At 71.1% G+C, this 24,370-nt stretch carries 25 protein-coding genes and 1 riboswitch; of the genes, 17 read left to right on the top strand and 8 right to left on the bottom strand.

All coding sequences use genetic code 11. The annotated features are described in order from the left end of the window. Positions 1 to 30 precede the first annotated feature (30 nt). A riboswitch (cobalamin riboswitch) is annotated at positions 31 to 234 on the bottom strand. Between the two features lie 151 nt (positions 235 to 385). Beyond that, positions 386 to 817 carry a Fur family transcriptional regulator gene (locus tag TR33_RS21845; RefSeq protein WP_042285139.1) on the bottom strand — a complete coding sequence of 144 codons (432 nt, stop codon included), beginning with the start codon at positions 815 to 817 and terminating at the stop codon, positions 386 to 388. Positions 818 to 1,184: 367 nt separating this feature from the next. Then, on the bottom strand, positions 1,185 to 2,630 hold the full coding sequence (gene argG, locus TR33_RS21840; protein ID WP_014913159.1) for an argininosuccinate synthase: 1,446 nt from the start codon (positions 2,628 to 2,630) through the stop codon (positions 1,185 to 1,187). 322 nt (positions 2,631 to 2,952) lie between these two features. On the opposite strand from argG, the gene TR33_RS21835 reads away from it, so the two are divergent. Beyond that, positions 2,953 to 4,128 (top strand): anhydro-N-acetylmuramic acid kinase, encoded by a 1,176-nt coding sequence (locus tag TR33_RS21835; protein ID WP_042285137.1) that lies wholly within the window; start codon positions 2,953 to 2,955, stop codon positions 4,126 to 4,128. 91 nt (positions 4,129 to 4,219) lie between these two features. Next, entirely contained in the window at positions 4,220 to 5,722 is a 1,503-nt protein-coding gene (locus TR33_RS21830; protein ID WP_042285135.1) for a sodium:solute symporter, read from the top strand. Between the two features lie 49 nt (positions 5,723 to 5,771). On the opposite strand, the gene TR33_RS21825 is transcribed toward TR33_RS21830, so the two are convergent. Together TR33_RS21825 and soxR are read right to left on the bottom strand one after the other, a co-directional pair. Then, entirely contained in the window at positions 5,772 to 6,854 is a 1,083-nt protein-coding gene (locus TR33_RS21825; RefSeq protein ID WP_042285134.1) for an RNA ligase (ATP), read from the bottom strand. A 110-nt stretch (positions 6,855 to 6,964) separates the two neighbouring features. Continuing rightward, on the bottom strand, positions 6,965 to 7,414 hold the full coding sequence (soxR, locus tag TR33_RS21820; RefSeq protein WP_042285131.1) for a redox-sensitive transcriptional activator SoxR: 450 nt from the start codon (positions 7,412 to 7,414) through the stop codon (positions 6,965 to 6,967). A 128-nt stretch (positions 7,415 to 7,542) separates the two neighbouring features. Between soxR and TR33_RS21815 the strand changes: the two genes are divergently transcribed. The 5 genes from TR33_RS21815 to TR33_RS21795 all read left to right on the top strand — a co-directional run bounded on the left by TR33_RS21815 (position 7,543) and on the right by TR33_RS21795 (position 13,675). Continuing rightward, positions 7,543 to 8,178, top strand: coding sequence for a DsbA family oxidoreductase (locus tag TR33_RS21815; protein ID WP_042285129.1), 636 nt, complete (start codon positions 7,543 to 7,545; stop codon positions 8,176 to 8,178). Beyond that, on the top strand, positions 8,175 to 9,164 hold the full coding sequence (locus tag TR33_RS21810) for an NADP-dependent oxidoreductase (RefSeq protein ID WP_084570303.1): 990 nt from the start codon (positions 8,175 to 8,177) through the stop codon (positions 9,162 to 9,164). Before TR33_RS21815 ends, TR33_RS21810 begins: the two co-directional genes overlap by 4 nt. Then, on the top strand, positions 9,161 to 10,540 hold the full coding sequence (locus TR33_RS21805) for an MFS transporter (protein WP_234305920.1): 1,380 nt from the start codon (positions 9,161 to 9,163) through the stop codon (positions 10,538 to 10,540). Before TR33_RS21810 ends, TR33_RS21805 begins: the two co-directional genes overlap by 4 nt. 101 nt (positions 10,541 to 10,641) lie before the next feature. Further along, positions 10,642 to 11,628: an iron-siderophore ABC transporter substrate-binding protein gene (locus TR33_RS21800; protein WP_042285126.1), complete on the top strand. Its 987-nt coding sequence runs from the start codon at positions 10,642 to 10,644 to the stop codon at positions 11,626 to 11,628. A gap of 415 nt (positions 11,629 to 12,043) precedes the next feature. Beyond that, positions 12,044 to 13,675, top strand: coding sequence for a glycoside hydrolase family 10-like protein (locus TR33_RS21795; protein WP_042285124.1), 1,632 nt, complete (start codon positions 12,044 to 12,046; stop codon positions 13,673 to 13,675). Positions 13,676 to 13,745: 70 nt separating this feature from the next. Here TR33_RS21795 and TR33_RS21790 read toward each other — a convergent pair whose 3' ends face one another. Then, positions 13,746 to 14,228, bottom strand: coding sequence for an acetyltransferase (locus tag TR33_RS21790; RefSeq protein WP_042285123.1), 483 nt, complete (start codon positions 14,226 to 14,228; stop codon positions 13,746 to 13,748). Between the two features lie 164 nt (positions 14,229 to 14,392). Between TR33_RS21790 and TR33_RS21785 the strand changes: the two genes are divergently transcribed. The 3 genes from TR33_RS21785 to TR33_RS21775 all read left to right on the top strand — a co-directional run bounded on the left by TR33_RS21785 (position 14,393) and on the right by TR33_RS21775 (position 16,584). Next, the gene (locus TR33_RS21785; protein ID WP_042285121.1) at positions 14,393 to 14,830 is read left to right on the top strand and encodes a DUF6153 family protein; all 438 of its coding nucleotides are present in this window, start codon (positions 14,393 to 14,395) and stop codon (positions 14,828 to 14,830) included. 111 nt (positions 14,831 to 14,941) lie between these two features. Beyond that, positions 14,942 to 15,574, top strand: coding sequence for a DUF305 domain-containing protein (locus tag TR33_RS21780; protein WP_042285119.1), 633 nt, complete (start codon positions 14,942 to 14,944; stop codon positions 15,572 to 15,574). Between the two features lie 86 nt (positions 15,575 to 15,660). Continuing rightward, positions 15,661 to 16,584: a F510_1955 family glycosylhydrolase gene (locus TR33_RS21775; RefSeq protein ID WP_042285118.1), complete on the top strand. Its 924-nt coding sequence runs from the start codon at positions 15,661 to 15,663 to the stop codon at positions 16,582 to 16,584. Positions 16,585 to 16,648: 64 nt separating this feature from the next. Here the strand turns inward: TR33_RS21775 and TR33_RS21770 are convergent, their stop codons facing one another. After that, positions 16,649 to 17,482, bottom strand: a complete 834-nt coding sequence (locus TR33_RS21770; RefSeq protein WP_042285116.1) for a MetQ/NlpA family ABC transporter substrate-binding protein — start codon at positions 17,480 to 17,482, stop codon at positions 16,649 to 16,651. Positions 17,483 to 17,833: 351 nt separating this feature from the next. Here TR33_RS21770 and TR33_RS21765 point away from each other — a divergent pair, with 351 nt between their 5' ends. The 5 genes from TR33_RS21765 (at position 17,834) to TR33_RS21745 (ending at position 21,500) form a co-directional block, all read left to right on the top strand. Continuing rightward, positions 17,834 to 18,988: an ADP-ribosylglycohydrolase family protein gene (locus TR33_RS21765; RefSeq protein ID WP_234305919.1), complete on the top strand. Its 1,155-nt coding sequence runs from the start codon at positions 17,834 to 17,836 to the stop codon at positions 18,986 to 18,988. A 155-nt stretch (positions 18,989 to 19,143) separates the two neighbouring features. Continuing rightward, on the top strand, positions 19,144 to 19,494 hold the full coding sequence (locus tag TR33_RS21760; RefSeq protein ID WP_014910169.1) for a hypothetical protein: 351 nt from the start codon (positions 19,144 to 19,146) through the stop codon (positions 19,492 to 19,494). A 176-nt stretch (positions 19,495 to 19,670) separates the two neighbouring features. Beyond that, on the top strand, positions 19,671 to 20,105 hold the full coding sequence (locus TR33_RS21755) for a membrane protein (protein WP_014909079.1): 435 nt from the start codon (positions 19,671 to 19,673) through the stop codon (positions 20,103 to 20,105). 147 nt (positions 20,106 to 20,252) lie between these two features. Continuing rightward, entirely contained in the window at positions 20,253 to 21,062 is an 810-nt protein-coding gene (locus tag TR33_RS21750) for an SDR family oxidoreductase (protein ID WP_017533682.1), read from the top strand. 84 nt (positions 21,063 to 21,146) lie between these two features. Then, positions 21,147 to 21,500 (top strand): antibiotic biosynthesis monooxygenase family protein, encoded by a 354-nt coding sequence (locus TR33_RS21745; protein ID WP_014908140.1) that lies wholly within the window; start codon positions 21,147 to 21,149, stop codon positions 21,498 to 21,500. Positions 21,501 to 21,568: 68 nt separating this feature from the next. On the opposite strand, the gene TR33_RS21740 is transcribed toward TR33_RS21745, so the two are convergent. Beyond that, positions 21,569 to 22,330 carry a class I SAM-dependent methyltransferase gene (locus TR33_RS21740; protein ID WP_042285111.1) on the bottom strand — a complete coding sequence of 254 codons (762 nt, stop codon included), beginning with the start codon at positions 22,328 to 22,330 and terminating at the stop codon, positions 21,569 to 21,571. Between the two features lie 124 nt (positions 22,331 to 22,454). Here TR33_RS21740 and TR33_RS27445 point away from each other — a divergent pair, with 124 nt between their 5' ends. After that, on the top strand, positions 22,455 to 22,589 hold the full coding sequence (locus tag TR33_RS27445; RefSeq protein WP_017533680.1) for a hypothetical protein: 135 nt from the start codon (positions 22,455 to 22,457) through the stop codon (positions 22,587 to 22,589). A 35-nt stretch (positions 22,590 to 22,624) separates the two neighbouring features. Further along, positions 22,625 to 23,581 (top strand): GNAT family N-acetyltransferase, encoded by a 957-nt coding sequence (locus TR33_RS21735; RefSeq protein WP_042285109.1) that lies wholly within the window; start codon positions 22,625 to 22,627, stop codon positions 23,579 to 23,581. A gap of 15 nt (positions 23,582 to 23,596) precedes the next feature. On the opposite strand, the gene TR33_RS21730 is transcribed toward TR33_RS21735, so the two are convergent. After that, positions 23,597 to 24,367, bottom strand: coding sequence for a nucleotidyltransferase domain-containing protein (locus tag TR33_RS21730; protein ID WP_042285107.1), 771 nt, complete (start codon positions 24,365 to 24,367; stop codon positions 23,597 to 23,599). Positions 24,368 to 24,370: the final 3 nt, after the last annotated feature.

The following is a 24,370-nucleotide window of genomic DNA, read 5'->3' as shown; positions in this document are numbered from 1 at the left end:
CGTTCGCGAGGCCCGCGGGAACCTGGCGGACCGTCACCGCCAGCGCCAGCAGGTCTTCGGACTCGGGGTCGACCGATGCGGAACGCCTTCCCGGGCTCCCCGCCCAGTGGCCGTCCCGGGACCTCGGTCCCGGAACACGTCCGCCCGTCACCCTCACCGCTGCGCGTCAGTCCCGGATTCGCACCGGGTTCCCTGCTCCATGAGGTGGAGTTCGACTGGCCAGACGAGATTACCGTGTCCGGTTCGAGCGGATCGTCCCGGGGCCGCGGGGACCCTGCCTCGAGGGCCGGGAGACGTGATCAGGAGAGCGGTGGGCACGGCGAAGGGGACCCCACAGGGCCGGCACGCCCGTGGAGGGCGCCCTGGGGATCGAGGGAGGGGGCTCTCAGGAGACGCGCGCCTCGGAGCAGGAGCCGCACAGGCCCCAGTAGACGACCTCGGCCTCGTCGATCTCGAACCCGTGGTCGTCGGAGGCGGTGAGGCAGGGAGCGTGGCCGACGCTACAGTCGACGTCGGCGATGGCGCCACAGGAACGGCAGACGACGTGGTGGTGGTTGTCCCCCACCCGCGTCTCGTAGCGGGACACCGTGCCCTGCGGTTGGATGCGGCGCAGCAGACCCACGCCTGTCAGGGCCTTGAGGACGTCGTAGACGGCCTGGCTGGACACGGCGCCGATCTCTTCGCGCACGACGCGGATGATCGAATCGGTGTCCGCGTGCGGGTGGGCGTGCACGGCGGAGAGGACGGCCAGTCTGGGACCGGTCACCCGGAGCGCGGACTCGCGCAACATCCGCTCGAAGTCCGAGGGGGTCGACATACTCGTTGGACCTTCCGTCTTTTCTGGATCAACTCAAATAATGTGATCGTTCCATTCTAATGGGGCGAGAGTTCCGCCGGGCCTGCCCACACCCCTGTCACCGTGATCGACGTCGGCGTCGGCACGTGGATCACCCGACCCTCGAGCGCACCCTATGCCCGATCGTTCTCCCGATCCGGCCCGGATCATGCGCGTGGCCCGGCTTTCCGAACATCCGGGCCCCGCACGCCATTCCCTCGGGGCCCTCGAACCCACCGGCGGAGAGGGCCGCGCCCGGGGGCGGATCTCACATTCACCGACCCCGGACATGCGACCGCCACCGGCCCCGGAAGCCTCGGGGACGGTGGCGGCGCGGTGGTCGCGAGGGTCAGTCCGTGCCGGACTCCATCGCGGCGTGGTCGAGCCACTCGGCGTCGTCGACCTCGCCGCGAGAGGCGATCTCCTGAGCGCCGCCCTCGGGCATGGCGCCGATGAGACCGGTCGAGGCCGCCTGGGCGGCGCCGATCGAGGTCGGGTGCTCGCTGCCGACCATGCCGAGCCGGGAGTAGTCCTCCAGCTTGGCGCGGGAGTCGGCGATGTCGAGGTTGCGCATGGTGAGCTGGCCGATGCGGTCGCCCGGACCGAAGGCGGAGTCCTCGGTGCGCTCCATGGACAGCTTGTCCGGGTGGTAGCTGAACGAGGGGCCCGTGGTGTCGAGGATCGAGTAGTCCTCGCCCCGACGCAGCCGCAGGGTGACCTCGCCGGTGACGGCGGTGCCCACCCAGCGCTGGAGCGACTCGCGCACCATCAGGGCCTGCGGCTCCAGCCAGCGCCCCTCGTACATGAGCCGGCCGAGACGCCGACCGTCGTTGTGGTAGCTGGCGAGGGTGTCCTCGTTGTGGATGGCGTTGACCAGCCGCTCGTAGGCGGCGTGCAGCAGCGCCATGCCCGGGGCCTCGTAGATGCCGCGGCTCTTGGCCTCGATGATGCGGTTCTCGATCTGGTCGGACATGCCCAGACCGTGGCGGCCGCCGATGGCGTTGGCCTCCAGGACCAGGTCGACCGAGGAGGCGAAGGTCTTGCCGTTGATCGTGACCGGCCGGCCCTGCTCGAAGCCGATGGTGACGTCCTCGGGGACGATCTCGACCTCGGGGTCCCAGAAACGCACGCCCATGATCGGGTCGACGAGCTCGATGCCGGTGTCCAGGTGCTCCAGGGCCTTGGCCTCGTGGGTGGCGCCCCAGATGTTGGCGTCCGTGGAGTAGGCCTTCTCCGTGCTGTCCCGGTAGGGCAGGTCGCGCTCGGCCAGCCACTCCGACATCTCCTTGCGGCCGCCCAGCTCGTTGACGAAGTCGGCGTCGAGCCACGGCTTGTAGATACGCAGGGAGGGGTTGGCGAGCAGACCGTAGCGGTAGAACCGCTCGATGTCGTTGCCCTTGTAGGTGGAGCCGTCGCCCCAGATCTGGACCCCGTCCTCCAGCATGGCGCGGACCAGCAGGGTGCCGGTGACGGCGCGGCCGAGGGGGGTGGTGTTGAAGTAGGGCCGTCCACCGGAACGGATGTGGAAGGCACCGCAGGCCAAGGCGGCCAACCCCTCCTCGACCAGGGCGGCGCGACCGTCGACCAGGCGGGCGATCTCCGCGCCGTAGTCGGAGGCGCGGCCGGGCACCGACTCGATGTCGGGCTCGTCGTACTGGCCGATGTGAGCGGTGTAGGTGCACGGGACGGCACCCTTCTCGCGCATCCACGCGACCGCGACCGAGGTGTCGAGGCCTCCGGAGAAGGCGATTCCGACGCGCTCGCCGGCGGGAAGGGAAGTGAGTACCTTGGACATGACAATAAGCATGCACCCTTATGAATGAACATGCAATTCGGATCGGCGCGCGATCCTGTGACCCTCGTCATCCCACCACCCCCGACCTGCGGGTACCACCCTCCGAAACCGGGCCGCCCGGTTCGACCGGACCCCCTTCCTCCGCTCCCCGGCGACGACCACGACCCCGCGCCCCGGCCACCGTCCCATCACGGCTCCGACCAGGACGACGAGGGGGTGTTGACGCGGGAGGAGGCGCGGTATATCGCTGTCACACGGTGGGTCCGCGCACGGCAGGGGCGGGTGACGGACCCCGACGCCCCCTCCCCGCCCCGGGAGCCGCATGATCGTCATCGGTGTGTCCTCCGGCACCTCGGCGGACGGGATCGACGTCGCCGCCGCCCGGTTCGCCCTGGACGGCGACCTGATCCGGTTGACCCCGCTGGGCCACCTCGACCACCCCTACCCCGACGGTCTGCGGCGGGAGCTCCGTTCGGCCCTGCCTCCGGCGTCGACCACCCTGGAGACGGTCTGCCGGCTCGACACCCTGATAGGGCGCGAGTTCGGCAGGGCCGCGCTGGCCGGCATGGAGGCCTTCACCGAGGGCCGGGCCGACCTGATCTCCTCGCACGGGCAGACGCTCTTCCACTGGGCCGAGGGGCCCACCGTGCACGGCACCCTCCAGATGGGCGGACCCGCCTGGATCGCCGAGGCCACCGGGGTCCCCGTGCTCTCGGACCCGCGCACCGCCGACGTCGCCGCGGGCGGCCAGGGCGCCCCGCTGGCCGCCGTCCTGGACACCCTGCTGTTGGGCGAGCGGAACGAGGCCACCGCCGCGCTCAACCTCGGCGGGATCGCCAACGTGACCGTCGTACGCCCGGGGCGAGACCCCCTGGCCTTCGACACCGGCCCCGCCAACACCCTGCTCGACTCCGCCATGCGGCTGATCACCGACGGGGCGATCGACCTCGACGTCGACGGGCGGCTCGCCCGCTCCGGCGCCCCCGTCCCCGAACTCCTGGACCACCTGCTGGCCGAGCCCTACTACCGACAGGCCCCGCCCAAGTCGACCGGTCCGGAGCTGTTCGGGCCCGACCACCTGGAGGCGGCCCTGCGCGCGACGGGCCGCCCCGACGACGGCGACCTGCTCGCCACCCTGGTCGAGCTCACCGCCGTCACCGTCGCCGACGCCCTGCGCCCCCACGGGGTCGTCGAGGTGCTGGCCTCCGGAGGCGGCACCCGCAACCCGGCCCTGATGGATCGGCTCGCCGCCCGGCTCGGACCGGCCCGGCTGGACACCGTCGACGCCCTGGGGTTGGACGGCGACGCCAAGGAGGCCTACCTGTTCGCCCTGATCGGCTTCCTGAGCGCGCACGGACTCCCCGCCGCACTCCCCGCGTGCACCGGGGCCCGCCATTCCGCCATCGCGGGCTCCTTCACCCCGGGATCCGGGCCGCTCCGGCTCCCCGAACCGGCCGATCGGCCCCCGCGACTCCTACGCGTCGAACCGGCCCCCTGATCCGGGTCGCCGACCTTCACGGGACCTCGGACCCGGCCCCCGTCCCCGGAGCCCACCGCCCGCCCCGTCGACCCTCCGGAGGAACCGCCCGGTGCAGACCATCGACATCGTCGTCATCGTCCTCTATCTGCTGTGCTCGGCCTGGTTGGGGCTGAGGCTGTCCGGTCGCCAACGCGACATCAAGGACTACTTCATCGGAGATCGGCGGCTGCCCTGGTGGGCCGTGTGCCTCTCCGTGGTGGCCACCGAGACCAGCGCGCTCACCGTGATCAGCGTTCCCGGGATCGCCTACCTGGGCGACGTCACCTTCCTCCAGGTCGCCGTGGGCTACCTGATCGGCCGGATCGTGGTCGCCTTCCTGCTGCTGCCCCGCTACTACCGGGGCGAGATGACCACCGCCTACGCCTACCTGGGGCTGCGGTTCGGTCGAGGCATGCAGGCCACCGCCTCGGTCACCTTCCTGTTCACCCGGCTGCTCGCCGACGGGGTGCGCCTGTTCGCCGCCGCCATCCCGATGAAGATCGTCTTGGACTCGTTCGGTCTCGGCGTCTCCTACTTCGCGATCGTCGCGGTGATGGGCGCCGTGACCATCCTGTACACACTGGTCGGCGGGATCCGCGCGGTGGTGTGGGTGGACGTGCTCCAGATGGGCCTCTACGTCCTCGGCGGGATCGTGGCCCTGGTGGTCATCACCGTGAACCTGGACGTGAACTTCCTGTCGGTCGCGGCGGAGGAGGGCAAGACCCGGTTCCTCGACCTCACCTCCGACCCCGTCTCCTCCCCCTACGCGACGGTCACCGCCGTCCTGGGCGGGGCCCTGCTGTCGACCGCGTCGCACGGGGCCGACCAGATCATCGTGCAGCGGCTCCTGGGATGTCGCAGCCTGCGCGACGCGCAGAAGGCCGTGATCGTCAGCGGGGTCGTGGTGTTCGCCCAGTTCGCGCTGTTCCTGACCGTGGGTCTGGCGCTCTACTCCTACTTCGAGCGGGCCACGATCGAACGGCTCGGGATGGGCACCTCCGACGAGCTCTTCCCGGTGTTCATCGCCGAAGGGCTTCCCCCCGGTCTGTCCGGGCTGTTGTTGGCCGGGATCATCGCCGCCGCGATGAGCACCCTGTCGTCGTCCCTGTCGGCCCTGTCGTCCTCCTCCATGTCCGACCTGTACCAGCGGTTCTCGCGCCGGACGCTCTCGGACGGCGAGGCCCTGCGCCTGAGCCGACTGTTCACCCTGGGCTGGGGTCTGGTGTTCATCGTCGCCGCCGCGATGTTCACCGGCACCGACAACCCGGTGGTCGAACTGGGGCTGTCGGTCGCCAGCATCACCTACGGAGGGTTGCTGGGGGCGTTCTTCCTGGGTCTGTGGGTGCGCCGGGCCCGCCAGGCCGACGCCGCCGTCGCCTTCACGGTGGCCGTGGCGACCATGGCCTGGCTGTTCCTGTTCGCCCCGGGATTGGTCGGTTTCACCTGGTACACGGCGATCGGCAGCGCCATCACCGTGGGTCTGGGCGCCCTGCTGTCCCTGCGCCATCGGGACGAGGCCCCGGAGATCGAGACGGCGGAACGCCCCTCCCCGCTGGAGGAGGAGCGCCCCTGAGCCGCGGTCCGGGACGGGGCCACGACGGTCCCGTCCCGGACGGCGCGGATCATTCGTACTCGGTGCCGCCCTTGCGGGTGAGGTAGGCGTCGGAGACGAACTTGGCGATCGCGCGACCGCCCAGCTCCTTCGAGAACCGTTCCCTGGCCGGTCGGACCACGAGGCCCTCACGGATGTTCAGGGCGCGCCCGCTCCAGGTCTCGGCGCCCGAGGCCGCCGCGATCAGCAGAGCCTCGTCGTAGGGGCCCTCGTGGAGCACGGGGACCGCGGGCAGCCCCACCTCGGCGAGGAGACCGCCCAGGTCGGCGGAGTCGACCCAGACACGTCGACCGTCCACGTCCAGAGCGACGTCGAACACGGCGTACCCCGGCGCCTCCTCGGTCCGGCCGGTCTCTCCGTAGCCCAGGTCCTGGACACCTGAGCCGAAGACCTCACCGAACACGCCTACCCTGCGGGCTCCGAAGCGCTCGGCCAGCGCGCGGGCGGCCTTGCCGACCTCGGCGGCGCGGACCGCCCTCCAGTACAGGTTCCCGTCGTCGGGGGCCAGGGCGAGGTTCTTGCCACCGTGTCCCTTCGAGGAGACGAACTCCTCGCCGCTCTCGGCCAGCAGCGTGTAGAGGCAGGCGGTGCCGTGGATCTTCTCGGTGGCGACGACCGGCTCGCCCGGCTCGAAGACGCCCGGGTAGCGCTTGACGTTCTCGATCTCGATCCACCTGAGGAGATCCGGGGCGGCCACGACGTCGCCGCTCAGGTGCACGGGCACCTCCGGGACCCACTTGGTGATCCCGAGTTCGGCGGAGAGGTCGGTGCCGGCCTCGTGCTCGGCCGCCAGGTCGCGGTCGGCGAGCGCGGCGGGACGGCAGACGATGCCCTGGGAGAGCTCGCCTCGGAGCCGGATGGCCTTGACCCGGTTCCGTTTCGACCCCGCGAGCCGTCCGGTCAGACCGATCTCCTCGATGAGGTCCTCGGGCAGGAGGGCCCCCTCGGGGATGTAGACGGCCCAGTCGCCCGTCCGGTAGGCGCCCTTGGCCACGACCGCGTGGAAGAGCCCGACCTTCGCCAGCTCCAGGGCGTCGGCGTCGGGGTGCGGCAGGATCGTGAGTCGTTCGGCGGTGACCCGGAGGGTGGACATGAGGGGACTCCTGGGGGGAGGTGTCGATGCGGATGGTGTCCCGGCCACTATCACGGAGGACGCACCGGGATCACAACGTCTTTTCCATCCCTACCGGACCGCTGTGACGATCAGGGGAAGCGTCGGGGGCCTGCGCCGTCCCGCCCGAGCACGTCGTCCGGGTTGGAGTAGGGGCAGGAGACCAGGGACAGACAGCCGCAGCCGATGCAGTCGGAGAACCGGTCGCGCAGGGCGGTCATCTCCTCGATACGCCCGGACAGGTCGTCGTACCACTCGCGGGAGATCCGGGCCCAGTCGCGTTTGGTGGGCATCCCCTCGTCGGGGAGACCGTCGAGGGCCTCCTTGATGCGCTCCAGGGACATCCCCAGACGTTGGGCCGTTCGGATGAACGCGATGATCCGCAGCGTGTCCCGGCGGTACTCACGACGGTTTCCCGCCGTACGCCTGCTGTCGATCAGCCCGAGGCTCTCGTAGTAGTGCAGCGTCGAGACCGCCACGCCCGCGCGCTCGGCGATCTGGCCGGGCTTGAGCCAGGTGATCTCCGGGTCCAACGGCGGCACGGTCCACCTCCTCGTCCTGGGCGGTCCGAGGTTCTCGGACCGTGCTTGACATCAAGTCCACTTGACGTAGTGGACTCTACGCGACGGCGGTCCGGACGGCGGGGCGCCGATCGATCGAGGAGTGGACGATGACACCGACCGTCTGGGCCGACGTGAGATGCCCCTGGTGCTGGATGGGGCACCGCTCCCTGGCCGCGGCCTTGGAGCGAAGGGACCGGAGGGAACCGGTGGTGCGGGCGAGCTATCTCCTCGACCCCCACGGGGAGGGACACTCGGGGCGGACGGTGCGCGAAGTGGCCCTGGCCTCCTGGGGAATGGACGAGGACGGCTGGCGGGCCATGCGGGACCGGGTGGAGACCGCCGGCCGCGCGTTCGGCCTGAGGATTCGGATGGACGGGGTCCCCGCCATCGATTCCCGGCCCGCGCACCGGCTGCTGAAGCTCGCCCAAGCGCGCGGCGTGGACCCCGAACACGCCTGGGACCTGGCCTTCTCCGCCCTTCTCGAGCACAACCGCGACCTCGGAGACCCCGAGGTCCTGCGCGACCTGGCGGTCGAGATGGGTCTCACCGCCGAGGACACCGACCCCCTGTGGTCGTCCACCGCGTTCGCCGCCGAGGTCGACGCCGACCATCGGGCCGCCGTCGAGGCGGGGGTGCGGGCGGTACCGACCTTCGCCGTGGGCGACCGGACGCTGAGCGGGGCCCGGAGCGTGGACGAACTGGTGGAACTGCTGCGGGTCGGCGCCGAGGAGGTCGGCCGATGAGCGAGGGCGCCGAGCGTATGGAGGACACCACGATGCGGGCCGCCCTGATCGACGCCTTCGGCCCGGCGGAGGCGTTGGAGATCAGACGGATCCCCCGCCCCCTGCCAGGGCCGGACGAGGTGACGGTCCGGGTCAGGACCGCCGGGGTCCAGTTGACCGACGCCGCGATCCGGGCTGGCTGGACCCCGCCCGGGGCGCGGATCGACTTCCCGCAGACCCTGGGGAACGAGTTCGCCGGAATCGTGGTCGACGTCGGCTCCGAGGTGGGCGACCTGCGGGTGGGCGACGAGGTCGCCGGTTTCCGTGTACTGGGCTGTTACGCGGACTTCGTCGCGGTGCCCGCCGCGCAGGTGGTGCGCAAGCCCGCGACCGTCCCCTGGGAGACGGCGGGCGCGCTGTCCGCCTCGGGCCAGACCGCGCACACGGCGCTCGAACTCCTGGACGTCCGTGAGGGGGAGACGCTCGTCGTCCACGGCGCGGCGGGCGGCGTCGGTTCGATGGCGGTCCAGTTGGCGGTGGCCCGCGGGGCCCACGTCGTGGGGACGGCGAGCGCCGTCAACCACGAGTACGTACGCTCCCTGGGCGCCGAACCGGTCGAGTACGGCGAGGGGCAGCTGCGGCGGATCCTGGACGCGGCGCCCCGAGGCGTGGACGCGGTCCTGGATACCGCCGGCCACGACAACCTCCTCACCGCCGTCCACTTGGGCGCCGATCGCGACCGGATCGGCACGATCGTGGACGTGGGGCTCCAGAGTCTGTTGGGCTGCCGGTGGATCCGCAGCGACCGCTCCGCCGCACGACTCGCCGAGCTCCTGGACCTGTGCGCCGCCGGTTCCCTGAACGTGCACGTCCGGGCCGCGCTCCCTCTGGAGGAGGCCGCGCGGGCCCACCGGGACGTGGAGACCGGACACGGTCGGGGCAAGATCGTCCTGGTCGTGTCGGAGGACGACCCCGGCCCCTCGCGCGCGGACGGCGGGAGACCGTGAGCACGACGTCGGACGCGCCCGACCCCTCGATACGGCTCCTGACCCCGGAGCGTCGACCCGTGGTGCTCGGCGTGTTCGGACTGATGGGCTTCATCGCCTTCGAGTCCTTCGCGGTGACCACCGCGCTCCCCGTGGTGGCGCGGGACCTGGACGCGGAGCGCTGGTACGCGGCGGCCTTCGCCGCGACGTTGACCGCCGGGCTGGTCGGGATGACCGTCGGCGGTTCCTGGGCCGACCGGCGCGGCCCCCTGCGTCCGCTCCTGTTCGGCGGGACGACGTTCCTCCTCGGGGTGGCGCTGTGCGTGGCCGCCCCGGGGATGGGGGTGTTCGTCCTCGGTCGGCTCCTCCAGGGGATCGGCGGCGGAATCGACTCCGTCGTGCTGTACGTGATCATCGCGCGGTTCGTGCACGAGGACGTACGGTATCGGATGTTCGCCCTGCTGACCGCCGCGTGGCTGTTGCCCTCGCTCGCGGGTCCGCTGATCTCGGGCGCGCTGGTGGAGCTGGTCCACTGGCGGACGGTGTTCGCGTTCGTCCTGGCCGGTTCGGCGCTCTCCCTGGCGTGTCTGGTGAACGTGGTCCGCCGCTCCCCGTCCTCGGGCACCGGCGGCGCCGTCCTGGGAAGGCGGGAGCTGTGGGCGATGGTCGCGGCCGCCGCCCTCCTCGGGCTCCATCTGACCGGACCGGGCGGGGGCGCCGTGGGCATCGCCGCGATGGCGGGGTCCACGGTGCTCCTCCTCGTGGCCGCGGTCGCGCTCCTGCCCTCGGGCACTCTGCGCGCCCGGGCCGGGATCCCACGTCTGGTCGCCCTCCGAACCCTGCTCGGGGCCTCGGTGACCGCCACCGACGTCCACCTTCCGCCCTATCTCCAGCACGTCCTCGGGTACACGCCCACGATGTCCGGGCTGGTGGTCGCGGTCGGGGCCCTGGGCTGGGCGTCGGGGGCCTGGTTCCAGGGACGGTCCACCGCCGACCCGCACGACCCCGGCCTGTTGTGGCGCGCGGGCGCCCTGGTCGCGTGCGGGCCGCTCGGCGCGGCACTGGTCGTCGTCGGGGTCCTCCCGGTCCCGGCGGCGGTGGTCGGCTGCGTGCTGATGGGGTTCGGGATGGGGGCGGCCTACCCGAGGATCAGCGCGTCGGTCCTGGCCCTGTCCCCCGTCGAACGGCGGGGAGAGCACGGTTCGTCCCTCCAGATCTCGGAGGCGATGGGCTCCTCTCTCCTCTTGGCGGCCACCGGAGCGATACTCGCCTCCTCGCTCGTCGGCGGCTATCCGATCGTGTACTCGGCGGCCACGGTGGTGGCTCTGTGCGCCTTGGCGGTGGCCCTGGCCGCACGCGGGGACGGCGGGGCCCGCCGGGTCGAGGACGGCGGATGAGTCCCGGGGCGTCGTCGCAGTTCGAAAGGGGGATCCGGGCGTCGGCGCCCGGACACCGATGACTAGAGTAGGCAAGCCTAACCTCAGATGATCGGAGTCCGATGTCCTCCTCACCACGCGCGCTCGCTGGCGCCCTGGCCCTCCTCCTCACCCTCACGGCCTGCGGTAACGGAGGCGGGACCGAGGAGACCGACGCACCGGGTACCGCGTCGGAGGGGGCCTTCCCCGTGACCATCGAGCACGAGTTCGGCAGCACCGTCATCGAGGAGGAGCCCACGCGGATCGTCACCCTCGGGGTGACCGACGCCGACCCGGTGCTCGCCCTGGGCCTCGTCCCGGTGGGCAACACCGGATACACGTTCTACGAGTCCGGCCTGGGCCCGTGGACCGACGACCTGGTCGGCGACGCCGAGTTGACCCGCATCGACTCCGACTCCGAGCCCAACGTCGAACAGATCGCGAACCTGGCCCCCGACCTGATCATCGGGGTCTCCGCCGGGTTCGACGAGGGCGTCTACGAGACGCTCTCCCAGATCGCCCCCGTGGTGGCGCGTCCGGCCGGATCGACCGCCTACACCGTGCCCCGCGACGAGGCCACCGAGATCATCGCGACCGCGCTCGGCAGACCCGAGGAGGGCGCCGCCCTCAACGAGGCCACCGACACGCTCTTGTCCCAGACCCGCGAGGACCACCCGGAGTTCGAGGGCCTCGAGGGTACGGCGGTGCTGCCCTACGAGGGCAAGTACGGCGCCTACCTGCCCGGAGACGCGCGCGGACGCTTCCTGGTCTCGCTCGGCTTCGAGGTCCCCGAGGCGATCACCGAACAGGACACGGGGGAGAGCTTCTTCGTCGAGCTGTCGACCGAGCGCGTGGACATGATGGACGGCGACCTCCTCCTGGTCATGAGCGACGACGAGGACTTCGACATCACCGAGGGGGTCGCCGTGTTCGACGACCTCGACGTGGTGCGCGACGACGCCGTCGTCACGACGAGCCTGGACGAGCGGGGCGCCGTCACCTACAACTCCGTTCTCTCGGTCCCCTTCGCGGTGGATTCCCTCGTGCCGCGGATCGCCGAAGCGCTCTGAACGGAATCGGTGCGGCACGAGAACACCACAGCCATAAATCCACCGAAAACACCCATTTCCCCCTACATAACCACCAACAGAAACTGACAAAGCGCCATAAAAAGCCCATTGATCGCATTATCGGCAACCTCACGTAGGAGTGTTGCATTCGGTGGGCAAATCATGAAGGTTTTCTCCTAGGGAGTGTTCTTCGGAGCCTTCTCCGGCACCGGCGACGGTCGGACCGCGGTCGACGAGGATCGATCGCGACCCGGCCGACCTCGTCCTTCACGGGTGGGGCGGCACCGCGAGAACGAGCGGGACGACACCGACCGGAACGTTCCGGAGCACACGCCCCGAGCCCGAGCTGAACGTCGCACACGGGTCGGACCGTCTCCGGCCCCCGCCCGTACGACAGAAGCCTGAAGGAGCAACCTTGGCGTACTCGAACCGGAACCGCCCGGCACCGCGCACCGCGCCGTCCCCGGCCGCACTCCCCCGCGGCGCCGCGCGCGCCGCCCTGTTCGGCGGTGCCCTGGCCGCCGCGCTCACCGCCTCGCTACTGCACGTCCCCCAGGCCGCGGCCGTCCCGGCGCCGCAGGCGAGGAACGCCTGCGAGGTCGACCCGAAGGCCCCGCCCAAACGGCAGATGCGGGCCGAGTGGATCGCCGGCGTGCAGAACATCGACTGGCCCAGCGGTCAGAACATGAGCGTCGAGGATCAGAAGGCCGAGCTGGACGGACTCTACGACGAGGCCGTCGCCAACGGGCTCAACGCGGTCTTCGTCCAGGTCAGGCCGACCGCCGACGCCTTCTGGCCCTCACCCCACGAACCGTGGTCGGAGTGGCTGACCGGCGAGCAGGGCAGGGATCCCGGCTACGACCCGCTGGAGTACGCCGTCCAGGCCGCCCACGAGCGGAACCTGGAGTTCCACGCCTGGTACAACCCCTACCGGGTGGCCATGCACGACGATCCCGCGCGCCTGGTCGAGGACCACCCCGCGCGGCGGAACCCGGACTGGGTCTTCGCCTACGGCGGCAAGCTCTACTACAACCCCGGCATCCCCGAGGTCCGGGAGTTCGTGATCCGGGCGATGATGGACTCCGTCGAGAACTACGACATCGACGGCGTGCACTTCGACGACTACTTCTACCCCTATCCGGTGGAGGGCGAGGAGATCCCCGACGCGGACGCCTTCGCCGAGCACGGCGGCGACTTCGACGACATCGAGGACTGGCGACGCGACAACGTCGACCTCATGGTGCGGGACATGAGCGAGGCGATCAACGCCGTCAAGCCGCACGTGAAGTTCGGCATCAGCCCCTTCGGCATCTGGCGCAACTCCTCCACCGACCCGGAGGGTTCCGACACCGGCGGCTTCCAGTCCTACGACCAGCAGTACGCCGACAGCCGCAAGTGGGTCACCGAGGGGTGGCTCGACTACATCAACCCGCAGATCTACTGGGAGATCGGGCTCCCTGTGGCCGACTACTCGGTCCTCGTGCCCTGGTGGGAGGAGGTCGCCTCCACCACCGACACCCACCTGTACATCGGGCAGGCCGCCTACAAGGTCGGCAACGAGGGCGCCTGGGAGGACCCGAACGAGCTCTCCCGACACCTGGACTTCAACCGGGACCACGAAGGGGTCCAGGGCGATGTCTACTTCAGCGCCACCTCGCTGAGGACCAACGCCGAGGAGGCCACCGAGATCCTGGTGGCCGACCACTACTCCTCGCCCGCCCTGATCCCGATCAAGGACGACCTCGGTGGCACCGTCCCCGCTCCTCCTCGGGTGAGCGGCGGCGAGGACGGGACTCTCAGCATCGCCTCCGGCCCCGGGGAGAAGCCCGCCTACTACGCGGTGTACGCGTTCGACGGGGCCCCGGACCGGGAGCGGGCCCGCTGCGGCATCGAGGACCCGCGCGCGATGCTCGGCACGGTGCGGGCCGACGAGGACGGGGCCGCGACCTTCGACGTCCCCGGTGACGCCGACACCACGTACTACGTGACCGCCCTGGACCGACTGCACCACGAGAGCCGCGCGAGCTCTCCGGTGCACACTCCCTAGGTCGTGAACCATGTATGAAGGGGCCCGGTGGTCTTCGGACCGCCGGGCCCCTCCCGCGCCGGGGCCGGGGTCAGCCCTGTTCGTTCCTGCGCATGTGGAGCAGCGGGAACGGACGTCCCTCCCCGTCCAGCGGAGAACGCCCGACCACCCGGAAGCCACGACTCTCGTAGAAGGCCAGGGCGCCCGGGTTCTGCTCGTTGACGTCCAGCTCCAGCACCGGATGGCGGGACGCCGCCCACTCGATCAGCCGGGTGCCCACACCCCGACCTCGACCCCGGTCGGCCACGAACAGCATCTCCACACGGTGCCCGTCCATGCCCAGGAAGCCCACGGGACGGTCGTCTACGTCGACCGCGACGTGGAGCTCCACCGCGGGCAGCCACTGTTCACCGAGCCGGACCCGGTAGTCCTCGATGTCCTCCGGGGTGAGGAAGGCGTGGGTGGCCACCACCGCCTGGCGCCACACCTCGACGAGGTCGTCGTATTCGACGGGGCCGCGGGTCGGTCGAAGCCCGACGGGCACCCGATCCGAGGAGAGTTCGTCTTCGTGCATCACGCCAGGTTAGAACCCGATCCGGGCCGGCGCGAAGGGCTTTCCCACCCCCCGCCGCGCGCCTCGCCGAACGGGGCGGCAGACTCGGAACACGGGCCCCATAGGCCTCGATTTTCTCCCTGAAACGCTCCATACCCTCACGGGGTACGGGTACCCTGGCGGACATGATGTCGTCCGAGCCGCTCCGGAGCAGCACGGGACGCGCCTGGGCGCGCCTCCTGCTGCTGGCCGCGCTGCTGCTCGGTATCGGCGCCATGCACACCCTGGGCCACGTCCAACACGAGGCCCACGCCTCCACCGAGACCAAGGGTCCCGCCCCGGTCATGGCCGCCGACGGGCTCCCCCTGTCCGGCTCCGAGGGCGGACACACCGCGAGCGACGACGATCAGCACGCGGCCGCCCTCCCCGACCTGGACCCGACCTCGATCTGCCTGGCCCTGGGCGCCCTCACCGCCACCCTGATCGGTGTGGCCGCCCTGGCGTTCGTCCGCTGGCCCGGAAACCCCCCGCGCTCGGCCGGACCGGTCAACCGACCGCCCCCGTCCGCCCTCCCCCCACGTGAGGGACCCTCGCTGTCCCTGTTGCAGGTGCTGCGCATCTAGATGCCCGCGGGACGCGGCCGACCCGGCCCGTCTCCGCTTCCACGCGCACCTACGACAGCCGTGCCGGAACCGGGTTCCGCACGGAGGACATTCGAGAGGAAACGGGTCGACATGACCTTTCAGCAGCGTGCCCTGAACCGCCGTGTGCCGGCGATGCTCGCCACCGCCCTGGCCACCGCCCTGTTCGCCGCCGCCTGCGGCGGGGGCGACTCCGAGCCGGAGAACGCCGACACCTCCCAGAGCGGGGAGCAGGCCGCGGAGTACAACCAGGCCGACGTGCACTTCGCCCAGATGATGATCCCCCACCACGAGCAGGCCGTGGAGATGGCCGACCTCGCCGATGACCGGGCCGGTGACGAGGTCCGGGAGCTGGCCGAGGAGATCCGTGCCGCGCAGGGTCCCGAGATCGAGCTGATGGAGGGCTTCCTCGACGATTGGGGGGCCGAGGCCGAACACGGCATGGACCCCTCCGACATGGACGGCATGCTCTCCGAGGATCAGATGTCCGAGCTGGAGGGCTCCGAGGGGGACGCCTTCGACACCCTCTTCATGGAGTACATGGTCCTGCACCACGAGGGCGCGGTCATGATGGCCGAGACCGAGCTCGACGAAGGGGTGAACGAGGAGGCCCGTGCGCTGGCCCAGGAGATCATCGACGTTCAGGAGCGGGAGATCGAGCTGATGAACGACCTGCTGGGCACGGACGGTGACGTCCAGGAGGAGGACGGCGGCGACGACCGCTGACCCCTCTCCCACGGGGCGGGGCGCGCGAAGGGGCGCGCCCCGCCCCGGTCATGGACGTACCTCCTCGAAAAAAGGACGCGAAACGCATGCCCGGAACACACGAAACCCGCACCGGGAGAACGCCCGGGGGCCGCTACCGCGCCGTACTCGCCTCGGTCGGGTTGATCGCCCTGGCCACCGCCTGCTCGGCCCCGGGAGCGGTGCCCGGAGCCCTCGGGGACGCCGAGGGCGACCGGCCCCGCAACACGGTCGGGGTCGCCCTGCCCGATGAGGCACGGCACGTGCACGGCGCGGGGGTCGACCCCGAGACCGGCGAGGTTCTGGTGGCCTCCCACGCCGGTCTGTACACGCTGCCGGCACCGGAGGAGGCGGGCGACGGAGACGTCGAGCCCGCACACGTGGGCCCCGAGATCGACCTCATGGGGTTCGCGGTCCAGGGGCCGGGTCACTATCTGGCCAGTGGCCATCCGGAGGGCGACACCGACATGCCCGACCCGGTCGGCCTGATCGAGACCCGTGACGGTGGGCAGAGCTGGGAGGCCCTGTCGTTGGCGGGGGAATCCGACTTCCACGCCCTGACCTCGAACGACGACCGCGTGTTCGGCTTCGACGGCGCGTTGCGCGCCACCGGGGACGGCGTCGACTGGGACGACCTCGACCCCTCGGTACAGGCCTTCTCCCTCGCCGTCTCCGACGACGGCGAGACGGTCCTGGCCACCACCGAGCGGGGCCTGCTCCGCTCCACCGACGGCGGCGCCGATTTCGAGGCCGTCCCGGACGCGCCCATGCCGGCCCTGGTCTCCTGGGTCCGCGGCGGCGACCGGGTCTTCGCGATCACGCTGGACGGCACCGTGCACCTGAGCGAGGACGCCGGGCTCACCTGGGAGCGGACCGGCGCGCTGCCGGGCACCCCGGAGGCCCTCTACGCCGACGACGAGCAGGTGATCGTGGTCGCCGACCTGCACGTGGCCCGGTCCACCGACGAGGGCGCCGGCTTCGACGCCTGGTGACCGGTCGCCCTCTCGATGCCCGAGACCCGTCGGGACCGGTGCGATCCGGCCCCGACGGGGCGCGTCACTCGGAGGCGACGGGGATGACGCTGCCCTGGTAGGTCTCCTCGATGAAGCGGACCGTCTCCGGGGAGGTCAGCAGCTCGGCGAGGGTCGCCACCCGCGGGTCGTCGACGTTGTCGGGACGGGCCGCGAGGATGTTCACGTACGGGTTGTCCTCGACCACCTCGAGCAGGATCGAGTCCTTCCCGAAGTCCAGCCCGGCCTCCTGGGCGTAGTTGTTGTTGACGATCGCGGCGTCGACGTCGTCGAGGGAGCGGGGCAGCTGGGCCGCCTCGACCTCGCGGAAGTCGAGGTCGAAGGGGTTCTCCTCGATGTCAGAGAGGCTGAAGGAGGCCTCGTCCGCGCCTTCGGCGAGGGTGATCAGGCCGCCTTCCTCCAGCAGGAGGAGGGCGCGGAACTCGTTGGTGGGGTCGTTGGGCAGCGCGATCTCGGAGCCGGCCTCCAGCTCGGAGAGCTCGTCCACGCTCTTGGAGTACAGGCCCAGCGGCGGCAGGTAGATCCGCTCGACCGCGACGAGGTCGGTGCCGTTGCCCTCGTTGTACTCCAGCAGGAACGGCTCGTGCTGGTAGAGGTTGACGTCGAGCTGTCCCTCGGCGAGGGCGGCGTTGGGCGCGATGTAGTCGGAGTACTCGGTGATCTCCAGGTCCAGTCCGGCCCCGGGGGCGAGTTCGGACTCGACGAACCGGAGGATGTCGCCGGCCGGGACGGCCGTGGCGCCCACCGCGAGCGGGCCCTCTCCCTCGGTGGTCTCGGAACCCCGCTCCGAGGGGGCGCCGCAGGCGGTCGCCGCCAGGAGGGCCAGGGCTACGGGGGCGACGATGACGGAGCGGCGCATGAGTGTCCTTCGAGTGCTGCTGGGAGACGGGACCGGAGAGGACGCGGGAACTTTCTCCCCGCATTTCCTATTTTCCCGATATTAAATTCGGGATTACCTCGGAAGTCCAGTGTCCGTGACCAAGTGCACACGCCCTGACCAGCCCTGACAAAGGAGGTCGAACGACATCAGGATCCCACACGACACCCTTCGCCAACGAACCGCCTCCAAGAGTGACCGGACCCACATCCATCGACCCACCCCGCCGAACCGGACACCCCCACCGAATCCCGGCACACCCCTCCGAGCAGCGCCGGAAAGCCCGACCACGTAAGGCTTGTGGTCGTCCGGCCGGGCCCCTAGCATCCTGAAATGCGCACCTCCTCACCACTTCCCGACCGACTGACCGGCTGCCTTATGGGTGGAGCCGTCGGAGATGCCCTCGGAGCCCCCGTCGAAGGTCTGGGGCTCGACCAGATCCGCGAACGCTACGGGACGACCGGCCTGAGCGACTACGTCGAGGGGTCCTACGGGGTCGGTGCCATCACCGACGAGACCCAGCTGACCCTGCGCACCGCCGACGCGCTCCTCCGGGCCCACATGCGGGCCCGGGACAAGGGGATCGAGGGGGCCGCCCTGGGGATGGTGCAGGCCTCCTACCTGGAATGGCTGAACCACCAGATGCCGAGCGCCTCACTGGAGAAGGAGGAGGTCGGCCCGGGGTTCGGGGGTGCCGCGCTGCGGGCCCGGCGAGGATACGGGGCCGCCACCGTGGACGCGCTTCGGGCCGCCTCCGCCCGCGTGGAGAGGCGATGGGTGCCGCTGGGCACGCCGAAGGCACCGATCAACAACTCCAAGGGCTGCGCCGCGGTGGTCCGTGTCGCCCCGTGCGGGTTTCTCACGGTGTCCCCCGCGAAGGCGTTCGACCTCGGCGGCGAGGTCGCCGCCCTGACCCACGGACACAGGACCGCCCACCTGGCGGCCGGGACCCTGGCGGCCACCGTATGGGGCCTGGTCCGCGACGAACCCCTGGATTCCGCGCTGGAGACGGCCCGTGAGGAGTTGGAGGGACGGACGGGACACGAGGAGGTCTCCAGTGCCCTCGACAAGGCGGTCGCGGTCGCCGAGCGCGGGATCCCCGAGGCCCGCGACCTGGCCGAACTGGGGGACGGCTGGACCTCCGAGGAGGCGCTCGCGGTGGCGATGTGCGTGGCCCTGAGCGCCGAGGCCGTCCTGGCCCGGGAGCCCTCCCGGCACTTCTCCCGCGGTGTGGCCGACGTGGGCGCGCACTGCCTGCCGCTGGCGGTCAACCACTCGGGGGACAGCGACACCATCGGGGCGATCTGCGGCGGCCTCATCGGGGCCCGCTACGGGTCGCACGCCTTCCCCGGACACTGGCACTCGGCCCTGGAGGTGCGCGACGAGGTGATCCGGCTGGCCGCCGACTGCGCCCTGGAGTTCGGCCCGCACCCCCCGAGCGATCAGCGGTACGGCGGGGTGCACCACACCTGGTTCCGCCACCACTGATCGAGGTCGTCGAATCGGCCGGCAGAAAACCCCGAAAAAGGACGGAAACGCCTTCTCCTAGCCGTTTACCGACGGCTTACCCGCTGTGGGCAAGGCTGGTGGGACAACACAACACATGGGGGCCCGGGCTCCCGCCGGAGGCGGAACGAAGAGCGATGTTCGGTGATGTGATCGAGTGGTTCAAAGGGATGTTCGGCGGAGGCGCCGATGAGCTGGTCGACGGGGCGAGCGGGGCCCTGGACCAGGCCGGAGCGGGGGCGGAGGACCTGATGGGCACCGCCCAGGAGGCGGGTCAGTCCTTCGGTGAGGGAGTGGTCGGGGAGCAGTTCCTCCAGGACAGCGGGCTGGACGCGGCGGCCCAGGATCTTCAGGAGGGCGCCCTGGGCGAGGTCACCGAGACCGCCCAGGGATTCCAGGAACAGGCCGAGACCTGGAGCGGTGTCGCCGAGGACCCGATGGGCGCCGCCGCGGACGAGATCCGCGGCCGCCTCACCGGCGAGGGCTGACGCCGCGCACGACGCCCCGGTGGCCCCGGTCCCCCGAGGGACCGGGGCCACCGGCGTTCCTCCTCGGGGAGAAGCGTCGACGCTCGGCGCGCACAGGCGACCACGACCATCATCGTGCGTAGCATTTCGATCGCACACAGTGACAGATGGTTGTCGAACAGGCAGGGAGAACCCTGATGAAGTCGCCCGTCAGACCGCACCAACTGATCCTGCGCCTCGCCACCGGCGCCTCCATCCTCAACTCCGGCCTGAACAAGCGCGGCGCCGACGAGGACACCGCCGTGTCCCTGCACGGCATGGCGGTCGGCACCTATCCCTTCCTCGACAAGATCGACCCGGCCACCTTCACCCGGCTGTTGTCGGCCGGGGAGATCGCCCTGGGATCGGCGCTGCTGGTCCCGCTGGTGCCGAACCGGCTGGCGGGGGCGGGGCTGAGCGCGTTCGCGGCGGGCCTGCTGGGGCTGTACCTGCGCACCCCGGGCATGCACAAGCCCCGCAGTCTGGCACCGACCCAGGAGGGGATCGGCCTGTCCAAGGACCTGTGGCTGTTGGGGGCGGGGTTGGCGCTGATCCTGGAGGAGTGCGAGGACCACTGTCACAAGGGCGACTGACCCCCGCGTGACCGGGTCCCGGAGCGAGCGTCCCCTGGCTCCGGGGCCCACCCGTCGACGGGTCCGGGCCTCCCTGGACCGGTCTCCGGGGAGAGGGTCGGTTACCGTGGGTCGGACTTTCACCCCCTCCGACCCGAAGGGCCCGCCATGTCCTCCCCCACCACCCGTCGTACAGCCCTGGTCACCGGGGCCTCCTCCGGCATCGGGGCCGCCGTCGCCGCCGCCCTCGTGGAGCGGGGCCATCGCGTGTACGGGACCAGCCGTTCTCCGGAGGGGATCTCCGATCCGATCCCCGGGGTCGAGTACCTGGCCCTGGATCTGACCGACGCGGCGTCGGTGGAGGCCTGCGCCACGGCCGCGGGCGAGGTGGACATCCTGGTCAACAACGCGGGCGAGAGCCAGAACGGCCCCATCGAGGAACTGCCGATGGACGCGATCGAGCGCGTGTTCCGGCTCAACGTGTTCGGCGCGGTCCGCCTGACCCAACTGGTGCTGCCGGGGATGCGTGCGCGCGGGTACGGCCGGGTGGTGATGGTCGGGTCGATGCTGGCGAGCTTCCCCCTGGCCTACCGGTCCTCCTACGTGGCGACCAAGGCGGCGATCAAGGGGTTCGCGGACGCGGCCCGGCGCGAGGTGTCGCCGTTCGGTGTGGGGGTGACGACGGTGGAGCCGGGGTCGATCAACACCGGCATCAGCGAGCGGCGCACCCAGTACGTGGGCGAGGGCTCCCCGTTCGAGGAGGAGTACCGGACCATGGTGAACGCGCTCAACGCGAACGAGGCCCGGGGGATCTCCGCGGAGGCGGTGGCCGCCACCGTGCTCCGCGCGATCGAGGCCCGCTCGCCACGCCCCCTGTACGCGGTGGGCAGCAACGCGCCCTTGGTGTTCGCCCTGCGACGACTGCTCCCGCGTTCGGTGATGCTGCGTATCGTGGCCCGCAAGCACGGTCTCCGCTGACCCTCGTCGGCCGGGTCGGCGCGGCCCTCTCGGAGCGGTCCCTTAGGTTGGCCACGACAGGTGTCGAACCGACCGGAGGAACCCGTGACCAGTGTCGTCAAGTTCAACGTGCTGACCGTCCCCGAGGGCGGGGGCGCCACCCTGGAGGAGCGCTTCGCCAAGCGGGCGGGGCTGGTGGAGGACCAGGAGGGCTTCGAGGAGTTCCAGCTCCTGCGCCCGGTCGAGGGCACCGACAAGTACCTCGTCTACACCCGCTGGCGGTCCGAGGAGGACTTCCGGAAGTGGGTCGAGGGTCGGGCCTTCGCGAAGGGGCACGCCCAGGCGGCCGCCGACGCGGAGAAGGAGGGCCGGGCCCACGGCGGGCACGGCGGCCCGGCGGCGACCGGCAGTGAGATCTGGGGCTTCGAGGTCGTCCAGCACGTGACCGCGCGGGACTGAGCCGCGCACCCGTACCCCCGGGCGTCCGGCTCTTCGCCCGGGGGACGCTCCTCGTGACCTCCGACCGTTCACTCCGGCCTGCGTGCCTCCACCAGGATCCGGGAGGAGTACGCGACGAAGGGCCCTTCCTCCTCGATCGATTCGTGCAGTTCCCGCAGCCGCTCGCGGTGGGCGTCCACCGTGAACCCGGGGACCATCCACACCACCTTGCGCAGGAAGTACACGACCGCCCCGATGTCGAGGAACTCCATCCGGAGGCGTTCGGTGCGCAGGTCCACCACATCGAGTCCGGCGGCCTCGGCCCCGGCCCGGTCGTGGTCCTCGTGGCGGGACTCGCGGACCTCGCGCGGCTGGGGGCCGAGGAAGTACTCGACCAGTTCGAAGACGCTGGCGGGCCCCACGTGTTGGGCCAGGTAGGTGCCTCCGGGGGCCAGGACCCGGGCGATCTCCTTCCAGTGGACGGTCACCGGGTGACGGCACACCACCAGGTCGAAGGCGCCGTCGGCGAAGGGCAGCGCGGGCTCGTCCGGGCAGGCCACGACGACCACGCCCCGGGGGTGCAACAGCCGCGTGGCCGCCTCGACGTTGGGCGGCCACCCCTCGGTGGCGACCGTCGACGGCGCGTACCGGGGGATCCCGGCCAGTACCTCTCCCCCTCCGGTCTGGACGTCCAGGGCGGCGGTGGCGCGCGCCATCCGCTCCCCCATCAGACGCTGGTACCCCCAGGAGGGTCGTTCTTCGGTGGCCCGGCCCTCGAACCAGGAGAAGTCCCAGCCCGCGGTGGGCTCCGCCTCGGCCTCGGCCACGAGTGCGTCGAAATCCCGTCTCATACGCCCATCCTGACGAGACGGCCCCATCCGGACAACGGGTTTTCCACTCTCCGGATCCGAGGAAAGGGCCTGGTGGTGGCCCTAGCGGATAGGTGACACGATCGTCGGAGCGCGGAAAAGGGCCTTGCGCGAGCACTCGAAGCGCCCCTATAAAGAGACCCGCCGCACCGAACGACGGTGCCGGCCCCTGACCCGAGAGGAGGCGCATCCGATGTTCACCGTGATCACCGCGCCCTCCGAGGCCTCGGCCCGACGCTGACCTCGACACGGGCGCACCACACCGAAGGTGTCGCCTTGACCGTTCTTTCGAACGACCTGACCATCCGTCCTCTCACCGGTTCCGAGGAGCTCTCGCTCTTCGACCGTTTCCCCTACCTCCTCAACGAGGAGTTCCCCCGGGACATCGCCGACGGCCGTCGCCGTCCCTCCTGGATGTGGGTCGCCCTGCACGGGGACCGCCTGATCGGCCGTCTGTCCTGGTGGTGCCGCCCTCAGGACGACGCCCCCTTCCTGCTCGACGTGTTCGACGTCGTCGACTCCCCCGACATCGACCGGACCGACGTGGCCCGGCACCTGCTGCGGACCGCCTCCGCGGCGACGCTCGCCCCGGACACCGGTCTCCCCGAGTTCCTGCGCTTCCTTCCGGCCGGATGGCGCGAGGACCCCGCCGAGGCCTCCATGGTCCGAGACCTGATGAAGGTCCTGGAGGGCGAGGGGTACTCCCCGCTCGCCGAACGCCTGCGCTTCGAGCTGCCCGCGGGCACCCCCGCCCCTCGCCCCGGGGGCCGTCTCCGGTTCCGCGAGATCGAGGACACCGACGAGATCCTCGGGCTGATGACCCGGGCCCTCGAAGGGACCCTGGACGCCCACGACCGTGCCGATCTTCGGGACAAGAGCGCCGAGGAGGTCGCCGCGGCCAACTTCGCCGACGAGTTCGCCGAGTACACCACTCCACGTTCCTGGTGGCGGGTGGCGACGCTCCCCGACGGGGAACCGGTCGGTTTCGTCATCCCGGCGCGCAACGCCTACCACCCGATCATCGCCTACATCGCCGTGCTCCCCGAGCATCGCGGCCACGGACACATCGACGATCTTCTCGCCGAGGGCGGCCGTGTCCTGCGCGAGGAGGGCGAGGCCGAGTACGTGCGCGCCGCGACGGACCTGGGCAACGGGCCGATGGCGGCGGCCTTCCGTCGGGCGGGTTACGAGGTCCTCAGCGAGCTGCTCACCATGACCGGCGAGCGGCCCTAGCTCGGCGCGCCCTGGTCAGCGGGTCATGGAGATGATCCGGCCGGCCTCGGCTACGGCGGAGAGCAGGTCCTGGGGGTCGGCGGTCATACCGGCGACCACCAGGTCCATCTCCTCCAGGTCGGCCAGGGAGAGCAGCGTCTTGTCGTTGGTGGCCCACACCCCGCGCCCGGCCAGGACCGCGTGCGCGGCCTGCGCGGCGGCCTGGGCCACCAGTCCCGCGCACTGGGCCACCCGCCCTTGGGGCGCGTGGTTCCGTTCGGCGTAGGCGAGGGTGGCCGAGGCGAAGCCGCGCCAGACCGGCGGCGCGTTCCGGCGTAGGGCCTCCGGGTAGCCGGGGGCGGGGAGGTCGCCCGCCAGGACCCGACCGAGGGCGAGTTCGGCGACCACCAGGTAGGTGGGGATCCCGACCAGGTGGAACATGAGGGGTTCGACTCGGAAGCGGCCCTCCTCGGCCTCGGCGATCTCGTGTTCGACCACGTCGAGGTCGCGGTAGTGGACGTCCACGGGGCGTCCGTCGATCCGCAGCCAGGCCCCGCCGTTGAAGACCCCCTCGCTCCAGCCGCCGATCTCGGAGACCTCGCCCTCCCAGCCGACCTCTCGCAGGTGACGTGGGTCGAAGAGCCCGGCGCCGCCCCGGTAGTACACGGCGAGATCCCAGTCGCTGTCGGGGCGGTGGGTGCCCTGGGCTCGAGAGCCGCCGAGCGCGACCGCCTCCACCCCGGGGAGCGAGGCGAGACGGTCGGTGGTGGCGGCGAGGAAGCGTTCGTCGGTGTCGGAGAGGGTCATCCC

Origin of the sequence: Nocardiopsis alba (assembly GCF_000710955.1) — a bacterium.
Taxonomy (GTDB): Bacteria; Actinomycetota; Actinomycetes; order Streptosporangiales; family Streptosporangiaceae; genus Nocardiopsis; species Nocardiopsis alba.
This window is presented reverse-complemented; position numbering and strand designations above follow the sequence as displayed.